Source organism: Sphingomonas faeni, from assembly GCF_003053745.1.
GTDB lineage: Bacteria > Pseudomonadota > Alphaproteobacteria > Sphingomonadales > Sphingomonadaceae > Sphingomonas > Sphingomonas faeni.
In genome coordinates, this window is record NZ_QAYE01000002.1 from 357823 (window position 1) to 376740 (window position 18918).

General features: G+C 65.3%; 14 protein-coding genes. 9 read left to right on the top strand and 5 right to left on the bottom strand.

The features are described 5' to 3' along the window. Position 1: 1 nt before the first annotated feature. Positions 2-2401, bottom strand: coding sequence for a TonB-dependent receptor (locus tag C8J25_RS06270; protein ID WP_107953243.1), 2400 nt, complete (start codon positions 2399-2401; stop codon positions 2-4). A gap of 170 nt (positions 2402-2571) precedes the next feature. Here C8J25_RS06270 and C8J25_RS06275 point away from each other — a divergent pair, with 170 nt between their 5' ends. From C8J25_RS06275 to C8J25_RS06305, 7 genes are all read left to right on the top strand, one after another. Continuing rightward, entirely contained in the window at positions 2572-4251 is a 1680-nt protein-coding gene (locus tag C8J25_RS06275) for an alkaline phosphatase D family protein (protein ID WP_107953245.1), read from the top strand. A 248-nt stretch (positions 4252-4499) separates the two neighbouring features. Then, complete coding sequence (locus C8J25_RS06280; RefSeq protein ID WP_107953434.1) at positions 4500-5393, top strand: fatty acid desaturase; 894 nt, start codon at positions 4500-4502, stop codon at positions 5391-5393. Beyond that, positions 5390-6187 (top strand): phosphate/phosphite/phosphonate ABC transporter substrate-binding protein, encoded by a 798-nt coding sequence (locus tag C8J25_RS06285; RefSeq protein WP_107953247.1) that lies wholly within the window; start codon positions 5390-5392, stop codon positions 6185-6187. The genes C8J25_RS06280 and C8J25_RS06285 overlap by 4 nt, the downstream gene beginning before the upstream one ends. 1 nt (position 6188) lies before the next feature. Beyond that, a complete protein-coding gene (epsC, locus tag C8J25_RS06290) occupies positions 6189-7151 on the top strand; it encodes a serine O-acetyltransferase EpsC (protein WP_056481704.1) in 963 nt (320 codons plus the stop codon). Further along, positions 7148-7918 (top strand): gamma-glutamyl-gamma-aminobutyrate hydrolase family protein, encoded by a 771-nt coding sequence (locus tag C8J25_RS06295; protein ID WP_208622525.1) that lies wholly within the window; start codon positions 7148-7150, stop codon positions 7916-7918. The genes epsC and C8J25_RS06295 overlap by 4 nt, the downstream gene beginning before the upstream one ends. A gap of 65 nt (positions 7919-7983) precedes the next feature. Continuing rightward, positions 7984-10455 carry a TonB-dependent receptor plug domain-containing protein gene (locus C8J25_RS06300; protein ID WP_107953249.1) on the top strand — a complete coding sequence of 824 codons (2472 nt, stop codon included), beginning with the start codon at positions 7984-7986 and terminating at the stop codon, positions 10453-10455. A 122-nt stretch (positions 10456-10577) separates the two neighbouring features. After that, on the top strand, positions 10578-10796 hold the full coding sequence (locus tag C8J25_RS06305) for a hypothetical protein (protein ID WP_056058912.1): 219 nt from the start codon (positions 10578-10580) through the stop codon (positions 10794-10796). Positions 10797-11170: 374 nt separating this feature from the next. On the opposite strand, the gene C8J25_RS06310 is transcribed toward C8J25_RS06305, so the two are convergent. From C8J25_RS06310 to C8J25_RS06320, 3 genes are all read right to left on the bottom strand, one after another. Then, complete coding sequence (locus C8J25_RS06310; protein ID WP_107953251.1) at positions 11171-11755, bottom strand: DedA family protein; 585 nt, start codon at positions 11753-11755, stop codon at positions 11171-11173. Between the two features lie 86 nt (positions 11756-11841). Continuing rightward, entirely contained in the window at positions 11842-12342 is a 501-nt protein-coding gene (locus C8J25_RS06315; protein ID WP_107953253.1) for a DUF1993 domain-containing protein, read from the bottom strand. Between the two features lie 22 nt (positions 12343-12364). After that, positions 12365-12868, bottom strand: a complete 504-nt coding sequence (locus tag C8J25_RS06320) for a DNA-deoxyinosine glycosylase (protein ID WP_107953255.1) — start codon at positions 12866-12868, stop codon at positions 12365-12367. A gap of 111 nt (positions 12869-12979) precedes the next feature. On the opposite strand from C8J25_RS06320, the gene C8J25_RS06325 reads away from it, so the two are divergent. Beyond that, positions 12980-14491: an ATPase domain-containing protein gene (locus C8J25_RS06325; protein WP_107953257.1), complete on the top strand. Its 1512-nt coding sequence runs from the start codon at positions 12980-12982 to the stop codon at positions 14489-14491. 1 nt (position 14492) lies between these two features. Then, a complete protein-coding gene (locus tag C8J25_RS06330; protein ID WP_107953259.1) occupies positions 14493-16472 on the top strand; it encodes a PAS domain-containing hybrid sensor histidine kinase/response regulator in 1980 nt (659 codons plus the stop codon). 45 nt (positions 16473-16517) lie between these two features. Here the strand turns inward: C8J25_RS06330 and C8J25_RS06335 are convergent, their stop codons facing one another. After that, entirely contained in the window at positions 16518-18914 is a 2397-nt protein-coding gene (locus tag C8J25_RS06335; RefSeq protein ID WP_107953261.1) for a TonB-dependent receptor, read from the bottom strand. Between the last annotated feature and the right edge of the window lie 4 nt (positions 18915-18918).

Genomic DNA, 18918 nt, shown 5'->3' on the forward strand with positions numbered 1-18918 from the left:
ATCAGAATTTCGCGCCCAGCTCGACGCCGTAGAAGCGTGGCTCGCCGGCGATGTAGGTCGGGATGCCGAAGCCGCCGCCGGTGTTGCCCGCGTCGATCAGGTACCGCTTGTTGGTCGCGTTCCGGACGAAGCCGCCGACACTGTAGCGACCTTGCGCGAACTCGACCCCGGCGCGCGCGTTGACCAGCGTGTAGCCGGGCGTGCTGATCGCGGGGTTGTTCGGCAGCTCGAAGAACGCCTTGGCGCGGTAGGTGACGCTCGGCGTGGCGTAGATTGTCGCGCCGCCGACCGGCAGGCGAAGGATCACGCCGCCCGACGCGGTCGTGTCCGGCTGAAGGCGGAAACGGTTGCCGGCGAACACACCGTTCGCCGCTTCGTCGCCGATGCCGCCGTCGATGTAGGCAAACGTCCCGAATACCGAGAGATACGAGGCGAGTTTCAGATTGCCTTCGAGCTCGACACCGAGGTTCTTGGCGGATCCGGCGCTCTGCGTCGTGGTCACGCCGTTGTTCGTCACCGACACCTGGAAGCCGTCATAGGTCTGGTAGAAGACCGATGCCGCGCCGCTGAACGGACCGACGCGTCCCTTGATGCCGCCTTCGTAGTTCCAGACGTTCTCCTGCGGGACGACCTGCAGGTTGGGGCCGACGCCGAACGCGGTGCGCTGCGCGGCGAGCTGAACCACCGGCGAACGGCGCCCCTTGCTGATCGTGGCGTAGAGATTGACCGCCTCATTGAGCTTCAACAGCGCATTGAAGCGCGGCAGGATCGCGGTGAAGCTCTTCTCCGCGACGAACTTGTTGCCGTTGGTGTTGGCCGTGCCGAGCAGGCTCGACTCGATGCCGAGGGCAGCCAGGATCACCGAGTTCGGCTGGACCGACGAATAGCCTGACTGGCGGTCCTCGATCAGGATGCGCGCGCCGGCGGTCAGTTCGAGCGCGGGTATTGGAATGTACGTCGCGTCGGCGAATACCGAGTAGGTGTCGTTGTTGCCGTAGTTCGTGAACTCCGCGGCGTAAGGTATTGCCGTTGCTCGACCACCTGTGAGTGCTGCGGTTGCGCGCGTCGCGGGAACCGTGCCGTTCGGTGCGACGCATCCGGTCCCGGTCGGGATGCCGGCGCCGTTCAGCGCCGAGCGGATCGGGGCGTAGGCGGGCGTGACCGAGCAGGCGAGATACGTGCCCTCTTCGGTCGCGAACGGAACGCGCTGGAAGCCGTTCTCGAAGAATGCGTTCCAGCCGACCGAGGCGCGGTACTTCGGCCCTTCGAAGGCGAAGCGGCTCTCATGGCTCCACTGGTCGCCCTTCGCGTCTTCGGCGAACTCAAGATAAGCGGCGGGCCCACCATCCGCGTCGAACACTTCGAGCGCGTCGAACTTGCGATACCCGTTGACGGTGGTGAAGGTGATCCCCGGCGACAGCTCCGCGGTGATCGTCAGGTTCGCGTCATAGACATTGCGGTCGAGACCGAGCTTGCGCGCGCCCAGAACCGCGGCGCTGTACGGAGAGCCGGAGAGTTCCGCATAGCCATAGTCGCCGGTCTGGCCGCCGGTCGGGGCGTGCGCGCGGCTCTTGAATGCGGTGCCGGGGTTGCGCTGTCCGTCATAGGTCAGGACGAGGTCGGCGGTGATGCTGTCGCTCGGGCGATAGCGGAGCGAACCGCGGATGCCGCGCTGGTCCTGGCCGTTCAGATCGTCCTGGTCGACGCCGCCCTGGTTCTGGTTCGGCACGTTCGCGTCGCCGGCGATGTTGCGGACGTAGCCCTTGCGATATTTATACGCGAAGGCGATGCGACCGGCGAGCACGTCGTTGCCCGCATTCAGAAAACCCGACACCTGGGTGCGGTCGAAATTACCGTACGTGCCGTTGATCGCGCCCGATATGCCGGGCTCTGGCTTGGCCGACACAAGGCTGATCGCGCCGACCGCAGCCGCGGTGCCGAACAGGGTCGCCTGCGGACCCTTCACGACTTCGATCCGCGAGAGGTCGAACAGGTCCTGATAGGCGCCGCGCGAACGGCTGATGTCGATACCGTTGTAGTATAGCGTGACGCGCGCGCCCTGCTGCGACGAGCCGTTGTCCGAGGTGATGCCGCGGATCACGAAGCCGGGGTTGTTCGCGCTCTGCTCCTGGATCTGGAGGCCGGGAATATAGGCGGCGACTTCGCTCAACGAGTTGACGCCGATCGACGCCATGCGAACGCCAGTCAGCGCGGTGACGGTAATGGGGACGTCTTCGATCCGCTGCTCGCGCTTCTGCGCGGTGACGACGATCTCGTCGTCCGACGTTGCGGCCTCGGTTTCGGCTTGGGCAGTAGCTGGCGTGCCGGCTTGTGCGAGCGCCATGGTCGAGCAGGTCGTGGCGAGCGTCGCAACTGCGAGCCGCGTAAAGATACGTGTCATTAAGTCCCCCGTGTCGTTGCCGTCGCACTACGGGGACGAGGTGACGTTTCGATGGCGTCTTCATGAAAGCAAAATGACTATTCCGTAACGGCGCTGTCACATCGTTGCCGCCGGGGTGTCTTCGATCGTGGCTAGCAGGCGGGCAACACCCGTTACGAAAGTCCGAGACGATGACGATCAACCGCCGCGATGCGCTCAAGAATGCTTTGAAACTCGCTGGCTCCGGCGCGACGCTCGCGCTTCCCGCGGTAGCGACACATGCGGCAGGTACGGCGAAAGCACGCTTCGATCACGGGGTGGCGAGCGGCGATCCTTCGGTCGACGGCGCCATTCTCTGGACGCGGGCGACACCGGTCGATGCGACGCAGGCCGGCGACATCTCGCTGACCTGGCACGTCGCGGAGACCGAAGGCGGCAAGCCGATCCGCTCGGGCAGCATCAAGGCCCGTGCGGCGCGCGACTTCACCGCGAAGGTGGAGGCGACCGGGCTCCAGCCGGGCCGCGAATATCGCTATTGGTTCGACGCCGCGGACGGCACGCGCTCGCCGATCGGCCGGCTCCGCACGCTGCCCAAGGGCAAGGTCGCCGATGTCGTGATGGCCGTCGTCTCGTGCCAGCTCTACGCGGGCGGTTTGTTCAACGCGTATGACGCGATCGCCAAGCTCGACCGGCTCGACGCCGTGCTGCATCTCGGCGACTATATCTACGAATATGGCGTCGACGGGTACGGCGCCGACATCGCCAAGAAGATCGGCCGCCTGGTCGAGCCGCGCCACGAGATCGTCAGCCTCGCCGACTACCGCATGCGCCACGCGCAGGTGAAGCGCGACGTCGACATGCAGGCCGCGCACGCCCGCGCCGCGTTCATCTGCGTGTGGGACGATCACGAGGTCGCCAACGACGACTGGATGCACGGTGCCGAGAACCACGATCCCAAGACCGAGGGCGACTGGGACGCGCGCAAGGCGGCCGCGATGCAGGCCTATTTCGAGTGGATGCCGATCCGCGATCCGAAGCCCGGCCAGCCCTGGGCGGCGATCAACCGCAGCTTCGATTTCGGCGATCTGGCAACGCTGGTGATGGTCGAGACGCGGTTGCTCGCGCGCAGCCATCAGGTCGTGTCGAAGGGCGAGGCGATCACACCCGCCGAATACGCGCCGATGCTGGCCGAACGCGCGCGGCCCGACCGCGAACTGCTCGGGTCGGCGCAGCTTGCCTGGGTCGAGAGGACGATGGCGGCATCGGCGACGGCGGGGAAGCCTTGGCAGGTGCTGGGCAACCAGATCGTGATGGCGAAGGTCGCGGGGCCGGACATGGAGCGGCAACTCGGGCCGGTGAAATTCGGCGAGACGATGGCGAAGCTGCCGGCGATGTGGCGCGAGCGACTGGCGGCGGGCATCGCTTCGTACCGTGCCGGCATGCCGTTCGGCCTCGACAGCTGGGACGGCTATCCGCCCGCCCGCGAGCGCCTGTACGCGGCGTTCCGGCGAGCGAATTCGCGGCCGATCGTGCTATCGGGCGACAGTCATGCCGCCTGGGCGAATGATCTGCACGACGACGCGGGCAAGCTGGTCGCGGTCGAATTCGGCTGCACCGCGATCACCAGTCCGTCCTACGGTTCGTTGTTGCCGGGTATCGGCACGTTGATCGCCGACGCCAACAAGGGCGAAGTGCGGTTCTGCGATCAGGACGCCAAGGGCTTCACGCTGCTGACGCTCACGCCTGAGCAGGCGACCGCCGATTTCGTGACCGTCTCGACGGTGTTTGCCAAGCCGTTCACACAAGCGACCGTGAAGCGGTTTCGTGCGCTCGCGGCACGGCCCGAACTGCCGCTGGAAGAGATCGCCTGAAACGATCTTCTCCCGCCAAGTGGAAGTGTCGCCGAAGGTGACGGGGGAGAAACACGGAACATCGGTTATCGCTTGCCGCCCCCTCCGTCAGGCATACGCCTGCCACCTCCCCCTGGCGGGGGAGGATTGGATCGCCGTCGATGCCTCGGACTAGCGCCTGACAATCAAAGTTTTTCCGCCGCAAAGTTCAATCGACTGTCAATTCCCATTGAGCTAGGGGATATTAGTCTCCTCGGACGGAGATGGGAATGCAGCGAGAGGCTTCGAGTTCGACGGTAGGATGGCCGACCGTCCTTCTGGCAGGTATCGTGTACGGCGGATGGATGGTCGCGACGGCGTGGCATGCGGTCATTCCGACGCCGTTGCTGGTGCTGATCGGCGGGTGGCTGCTCGCCTGGCAGGGATCGCTGCAGCACGAGGTCATTCACGGGCATCCGACGCGGATCCGGTGGATCAACGACGCGATCGGGTTTGCGCCGCTGTCACTGTGGTTGCCCTACCGCCTTTATCGCCGAAGCCATGTCGCGCATCACCGGGCGGAGGTCATCACCGATCCGCGGCATGACCCCGAGTCCCGCTACCGGGTGCAGGCGCGTGGTTTCGCCGCAGTCCTCGGCCGGCTTCAATCCACGCTTCTCGGTCAGATGGTCTTCGGACCTGCGATCTCGGTCGGCCGCTTCTTCCTGCAAGAGACCCGCCGACTGGCGCGCGAACCGGGGCGCGTCGTGCGCGATTGGGCGCCGCACCTCGTCGCGGTCGTGCTGGTGCTCTCGTGGCTCGACCATGTCGGTCTTGGCGTCGGCCGTTACGTGCTCTGCTTCGTTTATCCGGGTATGGCGCTGACCATGGTGCGCTCCTACGCCGAACATCGCGCCGATCTCGCAAGCCCTGGTCGCGCCGCCAGCGTCGAGCATGGAGGGCTGTTCGGGCTGCTGTATCTCAACAACAATTTGCATGCCGCGCATCACGAGCGGCCGTCGCTCGCCTGGTACGACCTGCCAGCGTACCACCGACATAACCGAGCCCGGTTCGCGGAGGCGGGGGCGCCGATCTATCAGGGATATGGCGAGATCGTCCGGCGGTTCGCCTTCAGCGCGCATGACGACATGGTCCATCCCCTCCACCGCGAGCCCGCGTCTTGACGGGCCGGATCGCCTCGCTCGGGATGTACGATCACCCCGCGCAGCACGCTGCGAACGACCGGCTGTGGTCGGCGATCGCTGCCGTTTTGCGCGAACGCGGTGTCGCGGAGGTGCCCGATCGGCTCGATCGAACGCGCGACGTCCATGCGATCTGGCGTGATCCGGCGCTGCTGTTCGGTCAGGCCTGTGGCTATCCGTTGATCGCCGATCCGACGCTGGATCTGCGCGTGATCGCGTTCCCGATCTACGCCGGGCGAGAAAGTGGCAGCGTGATCGTGGCGAGAGCGGACGATCCCCGCGGTTCGGTCGCGGTGTTCCGCGGTAGCCGCGCGGCCATCAACGACCGCCAGTCGAACACCGGCATGAACCTGTTCCGCGCGACGGTAGCGCCGTTTGCAGGGCAGGGGCCGTTCTTTGCCGAGGTGGTCGAAACCGGCGCGCATCGAGCCAGCATCGTCGCGGTCGGGACGGGCAAGGCGGATCTCGCCGCGATCGACCGCGTAACCTATGCGACCATCGCACGGTTCGAGCCGGCGTTGGTCGCGCGCCTGAAGATCGTCGCGCCCAGCCCCGCATCGCCGAGCCTGCCCTTCGTGACCGCGACCGGGACCGACGCCGAGACGGTGGCGGCATTGCGAAGCGCGCTCGATCATGTCGCCGCCGATCCCGCGCTCGCGGCGGTACGCGAGACGCTGCTCCTCGCCGGGATCGTACCCGCCGAGCCAGGTGCGCTGACCCCGATATCGACGCTGGAAGCCGACGCCGTCCGGGCCGGCTATCCCACGCTCCGCTGACATGAAGGACAACGCCGTGTCATCAGCATCCGACCCGATCGACCTCGCCGCGACGATCGACGAACTGCGCAGCGCACGTCGCGCCTGGCGGCAGGAGCAGGACGGCCGACATAGCGTCGCGCGCTTCCCGTCGCTGGACGAGACCGGTCGCGCGCTCGACGATCTCGTCGCGGCGCTGTTTCCCGGGCGGCTCGGCATGTTCGCAGGTCCGGTCGAGCGCGAGGACGCGTTCGTCGAGACACGGCTCCGACAGGCGCTGGAACGGCTGCAACGGCAGGTCGAACGCGAATTCGCCTATTGGCAGGAAGAGGCGGTGCTGTCGTTCGACGTCAGCCATGCGAGCATGATCATCGGCCTGTTCTGCGCCGAACTGGGGCCGATCCGCGAACTGGTCGACGACGATGTCCGCGCGGCATTCCTCGGCGATCCGGCGGCCCGCAGCGCGGACGAGATCCTGATCTGCTACCCCGGCATCGTCGCGATCCTGTATCACCGGATCGCGCACGCGCTCTACGGCCTCGGCGCGCCAATCGTCGCGCGGATCATCTCCGAACTCGCCAACAACCGCACCGGTATCGACATCCACCCGGGCGCGACGATCGGCCGCAGCTTCTTCATCGATCACGGCACCGGCGTCGTGATCGGCGAGACCGCGATCATCGGCGACCGGGTGCAGATCTACCAGCACGTCACGCTCGGCGCGCGCAGTCCGCTCGGCGTGACCGACGTGTCGGCGCGTGAACGGCTCGCGCGGCATCCGATCGTCGAGGACGACGTGGTGATCTATGCCGGTGCGACGATCCTTGGTCGCGTGACGATCGGGCAGGGCGCGACGATCGGCGGTAATGTCTGGCTGCTCGAAGACGTACCCGCCGGCAGCGTGGTCGCACAGCCGACCGCGATGATCCTCGCGGGCGATGCGGCGGACCAGTTGCACGAGACGCTGAGAGGGCGCGCCGCATGATGCGTTTTGCCTGCTGCCGTCGGGAGGATGGGCCGCCCAAGCCCGTGATCGGCGTGTTGTGCTGCAACGAAGTGGTCGATCGTCCGATCCAGGCGGTCGCCACCCGCTTCGTCGAGCCGCTGGTGCGCTATGCCGGCGCAACCGTCCTGCTGGTGCCGGCCGTGGCGGATGCGATGGACACGCGGGCGCTGGCTGGACGCCTAGATGGCCTGTTGCTGACCGGGTCGCGCTCGAACGTCGCAGGGGCACGCTACGGCAAGTCGGACGCGGCCGACGATGCGCTCGATCTGGACCGCGATGCGGTGGCGCTCGAACTTGCGGGCCGGATGATCGAGGCGGGGCGGCCGGTGTTCGGTATCTGCCGCGGGTTGCAGGAGCTGAACGTGCTGTTCGGCGGCACGCTGACCGATGCGCTGGACGATGGCCATCACCGGTCGACCGACGACGCGACAGCGTACGAGACGCTGTTCGATCATGTCCACGACGTGAGACTGCGATCGGGCGGGATGCTCGCGGCCGCGATCGCCGAGCCCAGCATCTCGGTCACGTCGGTTCACCGCCAGGGAATCGATCGGCTGGGGGAGGGGCTCAGCGTCGAGGCGCATTCGGTGTCGGACGGGCTGGTCGAGGCGTTCTCGGCGCGCCCATGCGGCGGCGACGTGCTGGCGGTGCAATGGCATCCCGAATGGGACGTTGCAGCCAGCGCATCCAGCCGCGCATTCTTTTCACTTATCGGCCAGTCGCTTGGGACCTATCGGGACCGATGACTGCGACCGCTCGTTTGGTTCGCACGGAGATCGTCGCAGAGCGATCCACTAACAGGGACACTATCATGACTGCTTATCGTACCGCGTTGACGCTCGCCGCCTCGACCCTTGCCTTTGCCAGCGCGCAGGTAGCCCATGCGCAGGACGTGCCCACGCAAACGGCGACGGCGCCTGCCGCAGACACGGCTGCGGCACCCGACACGGCAGACGATATCATCGTCACGGGCACCCGCGCGGTTGGTCGGTCGCGGCTCGACAGCGCGTCGCCGGTCGACGTGCTGAGCTCGGCCGCGATCCAGCGTCAGGGGACGACCGAACTGGGCGCGGCGCTGTCGGCGATCGCACCGTCGATCGACTTCCCGCGTCCGTCCGCCGTCGATGGCACCGACGCGATCCGCCCGGCGACGTTGCGCGGCCTTTCGCCCGACCAGACGCTCGTGCTGGTCAACGGCGTGCGTGGCCATACTGCGGCTTTGCTCAACGTCGGCGGGTCGGTCGGGCGCGGGTCGGCCGCGGTCGACCTGAACACGATCCCGACCGTGGCACTCGACCGAATCGAAGTGCTGCGTGACGGGGCGTCCGCACAATATGGCTCGGATGCGATCGCCGGCGTCGTCAACCTGCGACTGCGCGAGGCCCGGTCGGGCGGCGGCATGACCGTCAACTACGGCTTCTACAACACCGATATCGACACCGCGCGCGGCAGCCGCAGCACGAATGGCGAGCATGCGCTGACCGTGTCCGGCTGGCAGGGCATCGGCTTTGGCGAGGACGGCTTCCTGACTGTCTCGGGCGAGTATCTGGATCGCCAGGCGACCAACCGCGCCGACTTCGACACGCGCGCGCTGGTCAAAGTCCCCGGGACGCCGGGTCGTGTGACCGGCCTCTTCGGCGACCCCAAGGTCGAGCAATACAGCATCTTCGCCAACGCCGGCACCACGCTGACCGGCACGTGGAAGCTGTACGGCTGGCTCGGCTATCAGGACCGCGACACGCGCAGCGCGGCCTTCCCGCGATTGCCGCTGCAGTCGGACCCGGTAGCAGTCGCGCGACTGGAGCTGGCAGGACTTTCGGATGGGTTCCTGCCGCTGATCAATACCAAGTCGCGCGACATCAACTCGGCCATCGGGATCAAGGGCGTGGTCGCCGACTGGAACGTCGACCTGAACGCCAGCTATGGCCGCAACAAGATCGGGTTCCGGACGCTCGATTCCGCGAACTATGCCTATGGCCGCACCACGCAGCGCGACTTCTCCGACGGTGCGCTGATCTACGACCAGTACATCGTCGGGCTCGACGTCGATCGTAAGTTCGACGTGTTGCAGGGCGTCAACGTCGCGTTCGGGCTCGAAGGGCGCCGCGAGGGGTTCAAGATCCAGCCGGGCGAACTCGCATCCTATGGCTATCCCGCCGATCGGACAGTGACCGGCGCATTGCCGACCGCACCTCCCGGCGCGCAGGGCTTTGGCGGATTCTCGCCGGACAACGCGATCGAGCGGAGCCGCCGCAACGGCAGCGTCTATCTCGATGTAGAAGCGCAGGTGACGGACAAGCTGCTGCTCGGACTCGCCGGACGCGGTGAAGACTATTCCGATTTCGGCTCGACCGGCACCGGTAAGGTCTCCGCGCGCTATGACTTCGCGCGCTGGTTCGCACTGCGTGGAACGGCGTCGACCGGCTTCCGCGCGCCGGCTTTGCAGCAGCAGTATTTCACCTCGGTTGCGACCGTCATTCAAAACGGAAATCCAATCCAGACCGGCACCTACCCATCGGTGAGCCCCATTGCGGCTAGACTCGGAGGCCTTCCGCTGGAGCCCGAGAAGTCGACCAATTTTTCGGTGGGCACGGTGATCCGCGCCGGCAGGTTCGAGCTGACGGTCGATGCCTACCGCATCCGCATCCGCAACCAGATCGGACTGTCGGAGAACCTTGCCGCAGCGGGCAATCCGCAGGTCGCGGCCCTGCTGTCGCCGTTCAACGTCAGCGCCGCGCGGTTCTTCGTCAACGGCATCGCCTCGACCACAAAGGGCATCGACGCGGTCGCGCATTACCGGCTGCCGACCGATGCTGCCGGGACGTTCGACCTGACGATCGCCGGTAACGTCAACGATGTGAACGTGACGCGCGTGCCGACATCGACCTCGGCGCTTAACCCGGCACCGACGCTGTTCGCCCGCAACCGCATCGAGTCGCTCGAGAACGGTACGCCGGGCGAGAAGGTGACTGGGTCGATCGACTGGTCGCTCGACCAGCTCGGCGCACTGGCCCGCGTCACCTATTATGGCGACGTGACGCAGCCCGGCACGACGGCGGCCGGCGACGTGCATAGCGGTAAGCACCTGATCACCGATCTCGAACTTCGTTACCAGGCGAAGAAGGGCGCGCAGATCGGGCTCGGCGTCAGCAACCTGTTCGACGTCTATCCCGACGCGACGAGCATCGCGAACAACCCGACCGGGGTGATCGGCTACCCGTATTACTCGCCGTTCGGGTTCAACGGCCGCTACGTCTACGCACGCGCCGGCCTGAGCTGGTGATTAAATCATAGTCTTACGATAGGGTATTGCGTTCGGCGGCATCGCTGGTTAGCTTTCGGTTCCAGGATCGATTTCGCGCATTGCGGTCGTAATTCTGCACTAGTCATCACGGAGACCATTCGATGAAGAAGATCACGATCGTGCCAATGATTGCAGTCCTGGCACTTGGCCTCGCCGCCTGCACGAAGCCCGCAGCGACCGAGAACGTTACCGACATTCAGTCGAACACGGTCGTCGAAGAGTCGGACGCGAATCTTTCCGCGGTAGATGGTATCGAGACGAGCAACTCCACCGATCTCGAGAACTCGGTCGATTCGAATTCGAGCGGCAACGCGCTCTGATCACGACTTGAAATGTAACCGACGACTTGGTTCCGTAATCGAACCATCTGTTGGAAAACTCAAAAGGCGACGTACTTCCCATTTTAGGGAATGCGTCGCCTTTTGTATTTCGAACGATCGAAGTACGTTTTCGAGTCGATGCATTTCGGCGCAATTTATACTCTGCTCACCGATCGTGGTGAATAACTCTATTCCCATTTGATAAGTGGGTATTACAACGGGGCAACGTCAAGGCGAAGTGAAGCTCCCTAGACGGAAACTCGTGGTCCAGCGGATCCCCTCTGCTGGGCCACCATTTTTGAGCGCGAGCTCTGGAAGAGTTCGCGGCCTGCCGGCATCTGACAGGGACCGTACTCACGAGTATTCGCTATTAGTCAGCTGGTCTTCGGTACCGCGTTGGATCGACGTCCGCGCCAATAACGGATCGCGGTCATCACCACCGCGACAACGACTGCGAGGATCGCAACGCCGGCCAGCTTGTGCCTCGGCATGATGCTGTGGACCGCGTCGAGCAGCGTATCCCCGAACAGATAGCCGATGCCGGTGAACATCACGCCCCAGACCGCCGCGGAGATCGCATTGAGCATCATGAACGTGCGCGCGGGGACGTGCGACGTGCCGATAGCTATGGGGCTGATCGTCCGCAGACCGTAGAGAAAGCGGAAGCCAAGGATGAAGACGGTCGGGTGGCGTTCCAGCGTATCGAGTGCCTTGGCGAAGGCCGGCTTGGCGGCGATCTTGCGGACGCGGGCGGTGTCGCGGTAACGACGCCCGGCGAGGAAGAAGAGCTGGTCCGCGGCGAACGATCCCGCGACTGCCGCGGCGGCACTACCCCAGAGCGGCAGCAGGTTCTGATGCGCCAGCACGCCGCCGGTCACGACCGCGGTTTCGCCTTCGAGCCCCGCACCCAGGAATATCGCGGCGAGGCCGTATTGGGCGATGAGCGTTTCGATCGACATCGCTCGCCCTTGCCGCAGCGCGGAGTTCTCCGCCAGTATGATTTATCCGCCTCGCTGCAGGCGGTTATCGACCGGACGATGGGCTTCTACCGACCGAGATAATCCATCTTGCCGATCGGTACACCGCGCATCCGCAACAGCGCGTAGGCGGTCGTGATGTGGAAATAGAAATTGGGCAGCACGAACCCGAGCACATAGCTCTGCCCCGTAAAGTCCAACGTCCGGCTGGGCGTGACGATCGTGACGACAGCATCTTCCTTGCCGTCGATCGCGTCGCGCGGGACGCCATCCAGGAACGCAACCGTTGCGGCGATGCGCTGCTGGAGCGCTGTGAAACTCGTCTCGTCGTCGGCCATCGCGATCGTCGGGACGCCGCCAAGCCGGACCATCGCGCCCTTGGCCGTATCGCTCGCCCGCTGGACCTGAGCGGTCAGCGGCGCCATGTCGGCGATCAGTCGCGTGCCAAGCATGTCCGCCTCGGCGATGCCGTGCTCCTGTGCATAGGCTTCGCCCGATTTCAGGATCGCCGAAAGACTGGCGAAACCGCGGCGAAACGCGGGGACGGTGAGGTCATAGAGCTGGGTCATGAACGCAGGCGTAGGCGCGCAATCATGTCCGGTCGAGGAGGAACGCGGCAAGCTGGTTCCAGGCAGGCTGCTTTGCCGCGACGCCAATCGTATGCAGCGGGCTGCTGGAAGGAAGCGCGACGACGCTCGGTCCAGCATAGTTTGGTCCGAGCAGCTTCATGCCCTGCTTGAGCGCGGTGCCGCCGTTGAAGGCGATCGCACGAAGCTTCGGCAATCGTCCGATGAGCGCGACGATGTCGTTGCCTTCCACATCGAGGATCGCCGCGTCGCTGCTTCCACTTCGCCGCGCCGAGCTGATCACGTCCCACAGCGCCACGCCGTACGCACGCAACGCCGCCAGCCGATCCACATAGTCGAGCGTCGCGAGATCGCGTCCGACGACCGGCGATATAAGTTGCCAGAACTGGTTCTGCGGGTGCGCATAATAACGCTGCGCGGCGAGCGAGCGGTCGCCCGGCAGGCTGCCCAGAACCAGAACCCGCGCTTCAGAATTGAAAACCGGCGGAAACGAGTGCTTGAGCGACATTAAGTTCCTCGGAGTGGCGCGACCGTAAGGCTATGCGATACGCCGGTTATAACCTAGAACGAGAACATATGGTCGCACCATGCGCGGTACGATCACAGGAAGGACTGCCACTTGGCACTGAACGGACAATTACCGGCGCTCGCACGGACCGGTATCGACGGGCTCGACGACATTCTGAATGGGGGGCTGACGCCGGATCGGATGTACCTGGTCGAGGGTACGCCTGGCACGGGCAAGACGACGCTGGGGCTCGGCTTCCTGCTCACGGGCGCATCGGTCGGCGAGGCAGGGCTGTACATCACGCTGGCCGAGACCGAAGTCGAGTTGCGCGCAGTGGCGCAGACGCACGGCTGGTCGCTGGATTCGCTGTCGCTGTTCGAGATGGTCCCGGCCGACGGTTTTGGCGAGGATCACGAGCAGACGTTGCTACACCCTAGCGAGGTCGAGCTCGGCGAGACGATCCGGGACGTGATGGCGAAGGTCGACGAGCTTCGCCCCAAACGCGTGGTGATCGACAGCCTGTCCGAGCTGCGACTGCTGGCACAGAGCCCGATCCGCTATCGCCGCCAGATCCTCGCGCTCAAGCACTTCTTCTCGACGCGCGCCTGTACCGTGCTGTTCCTCGACGACAAGAGCGGGTCGGGCAGTGATCTCCAGTTGCACAGCATCGCGCACGGTGTGATTTCGCTCGAACAAACCTTGTCCGGGTTCGGCGCGCAACGTCGTCGCATGCATGTCGTGAAGATGCGCGGCGTACGGTATCGCGGTGGCTATCACGACTTCGAGATCGAACGCGGCGGGTTGTGCGTGTATCCGCGCCTGATCGCGTCCGAACACGTCATGAAATATTCGGACGATGCCGTATCGACCGGGTCGACCGAACTCGACACGCTGCTGGGCGGTGGGCTCATCCCCGGCACCGCGACGTTGCTGACTGGGCCGGCCGGTGTCGGGAAGACGACGGCATCGGTGCAGTCGATGATCGCAGCACTGAAGCGTGGCGATCGGGCTGCGTATTTCCTGTTCGACGAGCGCTTGCCGACGTTGCTGAAGCGGAGCGCGTCGCTTGGTATGGACCTGATGCCGTTCGTCGAAAACGGGCAGCTCGAACTCCGGGCGATCGATCCAGCCGAGATGTCGCCGGGCGAGTTCTCCGGTGCGGTGCGGGCGGCAGTCGAACAGCACGGCGCGAAGATCGTCGTGATCGACAGCCTGAACGCGTATCTTCAGGCGATGCCGAACGAGCAGTTCCTGATCCTCCAGATGCACGAGATGCTGACGTATCTCGGTCAGAAGGGGATCGTGAGCCTGCTGATCCTCGGCCTGCACGGGATCACCGGCGACGTTCGCTCGGATGTCGACCTCAGTTATCTGTCCGATACGATCGTCCAGCTTCGCTATTTCGAGGCACACGGCGAAGTCCGGCAGGCGATTTCGGTGATCAAGACGCGCACCGCACGGCACGAACGGACGATCCGGGAGTTTCAGATCGGTAGCAACGGATTGCTAGTCGGCGAGCCCCTTCGCGAATTCCAGGGCGTGCTGACGGGTGTTCCGACATTCTCGGGCGAAGGAAAGACGTTGATGGCCAGCCGGATGGGGATCCAGGATATTCGCGGCTGATATGGACGATCGCGTCCTGATCCTGGCGCCGCGTGGGCGCGATGCGGCGATCGCATCCGACCTGCTTGGCCGCAACGACATCGTCGCCTTCGTCTGTCGCGACCAGGCTGAGTTGCTCGTCGAACTGGCAAAGGGGGCCGGGGCAGTCATGCTTACCGAGGAAGCCCTGATCACCGAGGAGGTCGCGTCGCTCGCGGGATGGGTGGCGGCGCAACCCAATTGGGCCGATATCCAGTTCGTCGTACTTGCGAATGGGACGCGGACGCCGCGCAGTGCACGCGCCACGCAGCGGCTCGCCGATCTCGGCAATGTCCTGTTGCTCGAACGACCGCTGCACGCCGAGGCGATGCTGGGCGCGATCCGGTCGGCGCTCACGGCGCGGCGGCGACAGTATGAGTTGCGTGATATCGCGGTGACGCTCGAACGCGCGGTGCTGGACCGGACCAGCGAGTTGCGATCGGCCCGCGAGAGCCTGGAGATCGCGCTCGAAGCCGCCGGCATGGGAAGCTGGGACATTGATCTGACGACCGGCGAGTCCCGACGGACCCTGCGGCACGATGCGATCTATGGCTATCCGGAAGGCCGACCTGACTGGACCATGGAAACGTTCCTGAGCCATATCGACGTGAAGCAACGCGGTATCGTCACGCGCGCGATGACCGAGGCGACCCGAACCGGCGTTATCGACGTCGAGTACCGCATCGATGCGGCCGACGGTGCGTCACGGTGGCTCGTTGCCAAGGGACGCGTCCAGTATGACGACGCGGGCAAGGCGGCGCGGATGACCGGCGTGGTCTCCGACGTCACCGATCGCAAGGAGGCCGACGCGCAGCTCGCGCAGGCGCAGAAGATGGACGCGATCGGCCAGCTGACCGGCGGTGTCGCGCACGATTTCAACAATCTCCTGACGCCGATCGTCGGCAGCCTCGACCTGCTCCGCCGGCGGCACAAGGACGACGAGCGTACGCAGCGGATGATCGGCGGCGCGTTGCAGGCGGCGGAGCGGGCCGCGACGTTGACCCAGCGACTGCTCGCGTTCGCGCGGCGGCAGGCGCTGCAACCGCGCGCCGTCGATATCGGCGCGCTGATCGATGGGTTGGTCGACCTGATGCGACGCTCGCTCGGGCCATCGATCGCGGTGACGCTTGAGATTCCGCGGCACCTGTCGTCCGCCCGCGTCGATCCGAACCAACTCGAACTCGCGCTGCTCAATCTCGCGATCAACGCGCGCGACGCGATGCCTGGTGGCGGCAAACTCACTCTCACGGTCAGCGAGGTCGTCGTCGACGATCGAAACGTAGTCGGCCTGGCGCCGGACCGCTACGTCCGGATCGCGGCGATCGATACCGGCGTCGGCATGGACCGCGCCACGCTGGCCCGGGCGACCGAACCGTTCTTCTCGACCAAGGGCGTCGGCAAGGGGACCGGGCTGGGGCTGTCGATGGTCCACGGCCTCGCTGCGCAGTCGGGCGGCACGCTCCGCCTGACGAGCGAACCCGGTTCCGGCACGACGGTCGAACTCTGGCTGCCGGCAACCGAGGAAGCGGCGACCGAGACGGTCGAGAATACCGCGGAGCCGGTCATCGCGCGGCGTGCGGCAAAGGTTTTGCTTGTCGACGACGAGGACCTGGTACGCGCCGCGACCGCCGACATGCTGCGCGACATCGGCTATGTCGTGGTCGAGGTCCCCTCCGCCAGCCAGGCGCTGTCGGCGATCCGATCCGGCGTCGATGCGGATATATTGGTCAGCGATTATCTGATGCCGGGCATGACCGGCGGGCAGCTCATCACCGAACTCTGGTCATCGGGTAATCGCATCCCGGCTTTGCTGGTGACCGGCTATGCCGCGGCAGGCGAGGACGTACCCGAGGGCGTCACCCGTCTGTCGAAGCCGTTCCGCCAGACCGATCTCGCCGCGCGGGTCGACGAACTGCTGCGCCAGTCGCCACCGGGCCGCCCGAAGCTGCGCGCGGTCGAGTGAGATCGGACCGGGCGAATGCCGCCCGGTCCGATATCCTTCCTAGGTTTAGAAGCCCTTCTTCAACGAGACGAAGAACTGGCGTGGTGCGCCGGCGAGCAGCGTCTGGTTGTCGCCGCTTGCGGTGTAGCCGTTCGAGCCGATCGTCGCGATGTACTTTTTGTCGGTCAGGTTGGTGACGCTGCCCTCGATCGCGACGCCGCGCAGTGCGCCGTCGCTCTCGAACCGATAACCGATGCTGGCATCGACGAGTACGCGGCTCGGCACCGACTGGTCGTTGAGATACGTGAAGTAGCGCTTGCTCATGTAGTCGGCGCCGACCCGGCCGGTGAAGCCCGATTGTTCGAGGACGATCTCGCCCTTGACCATGTGCTTGGGCGTGTCGACGACGGTATCGCCCTTGCGAACCTGGACCGAGCCGGAGGCGTCGGTAACCGTGTCCTGATATTCTGCGTTGGTGTAGGAATAGCTCGCGAACAGCGAGAGCGGGCGGAACACGCGGTAATTGGCGGAGACTTCGGCGCCGTACGTGCGCACGCTGCCCGCGTTGTTGAGCGTCGGTGCGTTACCGAGGATACCGACGCCGTTCGCAAACGCGAGCAGGCGGTTCGAGAAGTCGACATAATAGCCGACTGCCGAGGCCTGGAACGGGCCGCTGTGGAGGCGGACGCCGCCTTCTGCGGTCTTCGAGCGCTCGGGCTTGAGGCGCCCGCGGACCGCGTTGAAGCCGGCCTGCGTCGCCGCGAACGGCCCGGTGGTCGCCGACGAGACGAAGGCACGCATGTTCTCGGTATAGTCGGCGAAGACCTCCGCCGCGGGAGTCAGCTTGAATAGGATACCGGCCTGTGGCTGGAACCAGTCCTTGGCAGAGATACGGCCGACCGACAGCGGCGCAGTCGTATCGGGCAGCATCGTCGCGCTGTTGACGACATAGGCGCCCTTCCAGCCGGCGTTAACGATCAGGCGGTCGTTCATAAGCTTCAGCGTGTCCTCGACATGATACTGCATCGTGTCGGTGCCGTATTTGCCGTCCCACTGCGTCGCGTACGAGTTCTTCTGGAACTTCAGCACGTCTCGGTTGGGCTCCGCGCTGTCGGTCATGCCGTAGAAACGTCGTGCCTGGGTGAAGGTGTTGGTCTCAAGCCAGCCACCGATCTCGAAGGTGTTCGCGCCCGTCTCGTACGCGATGTTGCTTAGCGCACCGCCGCGCTTGATGCTGTATTCCGTCGTCCGGAAGCCCAGCGGGCTGGGCGCGGTGATGGCGCTGCCGTCCTGGTTCAGCGCGCCAGCCGGGGTCGGGGAATAGGGCGTGATCCACGACCCCTGACCCTTGTTGTTGTGATAATAGCCCGTGGTGGTCATCGTCAGTTCGGGCGTCAGGTTCGCGTCTAGCGTAACGCCGCCGAGGTAGTCGCGCCGCACCCCGCCGGCATCGAAATACGCATCATCGACAGTGCCGAACCCGGTAGGGAAGGTCGTGCCGACGCCGGCCCACGGCGCGACGAAGCCGACCGACGACCCGTTGTTCGCCTTCGTATACGTCGCGAGCGCACCCTGGTTCTGGTAGGTCTTCGCGATCTGGAGCGCGAGCGGATAGTTGTCGGCGATGTTGTCGTTGCGCAGGCCGCGACGACGGATGATGTCGTAGCTGAGATCCTGGTAATCCTGCTCGCGACGATCGGAGAAGTTCACGAACGCGGACAGGCTGCCGAACGCACCGAGATCCTTGACGATCTTGCCGTTCGCCTGATGCTGGCGCTGGACGCCGTCGCCTTTCCATTTGTCGGTGGTGAGGTAGCCGTAGCTGAGATAGCCCTTCAGCCCGCCACCGAGATCGCCGCTGTCGATACGCGCATAGCCGCGGTACGTGTTGTCCGAGCCATAGGTGCCGCCGCAGGTGACGTTGGCCGTATCGCGGGGCTTGTCGCTGAAGAACTGGATCGTGCCGCCGAGATTGCTGGTCGATGCGGTGCCGAGCGCGCCGGCGCCCTGCGCGACTTCGGTGCGGGCGACGTTCTCGGAGATGATCGCGCGGCTGATGTGGAGGCCGTTGACGTTGCCGTAGCTCATGTCGCCGAGCGGCACGCCGTCGAGCGTGAAGCCGAGCTGGTTCTGGTTGAACCCACGCAGCGAGATGCGGACCGCCCATTCATACGCGCCGAACGGATCGGACGCCTGGAAATTGACGCCGGGGAGCTTCTCGATCGCCTTCAACGGGCTCGAACCGGGGGTGAGGCGCGCGAGGTCGACGGCGCTGACGCTCTGGACCTGGCGGCTCTGGCCGAAGCCGAGCACGACGATGTCGGGCGACGTCTCGGGTGCCGGATCGGCTTGGACTTCTGCCGGCGCCGCTACCGGGGTTTCCGGCGCTACCTGGGCGAACGCGGCAGGCGTGACGAGCGCCGCGAGTGCGACACCGGCGAAAAGCGACGATATGGTCTGCATGATG

Bases quoted from the DNA above. Each gene is read 5' to 3' on its own strand.
- C8J25_RS06280 (WP_107953434.1), top strand. From the start codon at position 4,500: ATGCAGCGAGAGGCTTCGAGTTCGACGGTAGGATGGCCGACCGTCCTT.
- C8J25_RS06310 (WP_107953251.1), bottom strand. From the start codon at position 11,755: ATGTCGATCGAAACGCTCATCGCCCAATACGGCCTCGCCGCGATATTC.
- epsC (WP_056481704.1), top strand. From the start codon at position 6,189: ATGAAGGACAACGCCGTGTCATCAGCATCCGACCCGATCGACCTCGCC.
- C8J25_RS06335 (WP_107953261.1), bottom strand. From the start codon at position 18,914: ATGCAGACCATATCGTCGCTTTTCGCCGGTGTCGCACTCGCGGCGCTC.
- C8J25_RS06330 (WP_107953259.1), top strand. From the start codon at position 14,493: ATGGACGATCGCGTCCTGATCCTGGCGCCGCGTGGGCGCGATGCGGCG.
- C8J25_RS06295 (WP_208622525.1), top strand. From the start codon at position 7,148: ATGATGCGTTTTGCCTGCTGCCGTCGGGAGGATGGGCCGCCCAAGCCC.
- C8J25_RS06270 (WP_107953243.1), bottom strand. From the start codon at position 2,401: ATGACACGTATCTTTACGCGGCTCGCAGTTGCGACGCTCGCCACGACC.
- C8J25_RS06320 (WP_107953255.1), bottom strand. From the start codon at position 12,868: ATGTCGCTCAAGCACTCGTTTCCGCCGGTTTTCAATTCTGAAGCGCGG.
- C8J25_RS06275 (WP_107953245.1), top strand. From the start codon at position 2,572: ATGACGATCAACCGCCGCGATGCGCTCAAGAATGCTTTGAAACTCGCT.
- C8J25_RS06315 (WP_107953253.1), bottom strand. From the start codon at position 12,342: ATGACCCAGCTCTATGACCTCACCGTCCCCGCGTTTCGCCGCGGTTTC.
- C8J25_RS06305 (WP_056058912.1), top strand. From the start codon at position 10,578: ATGAAGAAGATCACGATCGTGCCAATGATTGCAGTCCTGGCACTTGGC.
- C8J25_RS06300 (WP_107953249.1), top strand. From the start codon at position 7,984: ATGACTGCTTATCGTACCGCGTTGACGCTCGCCGCCTCGACCCTTGCC.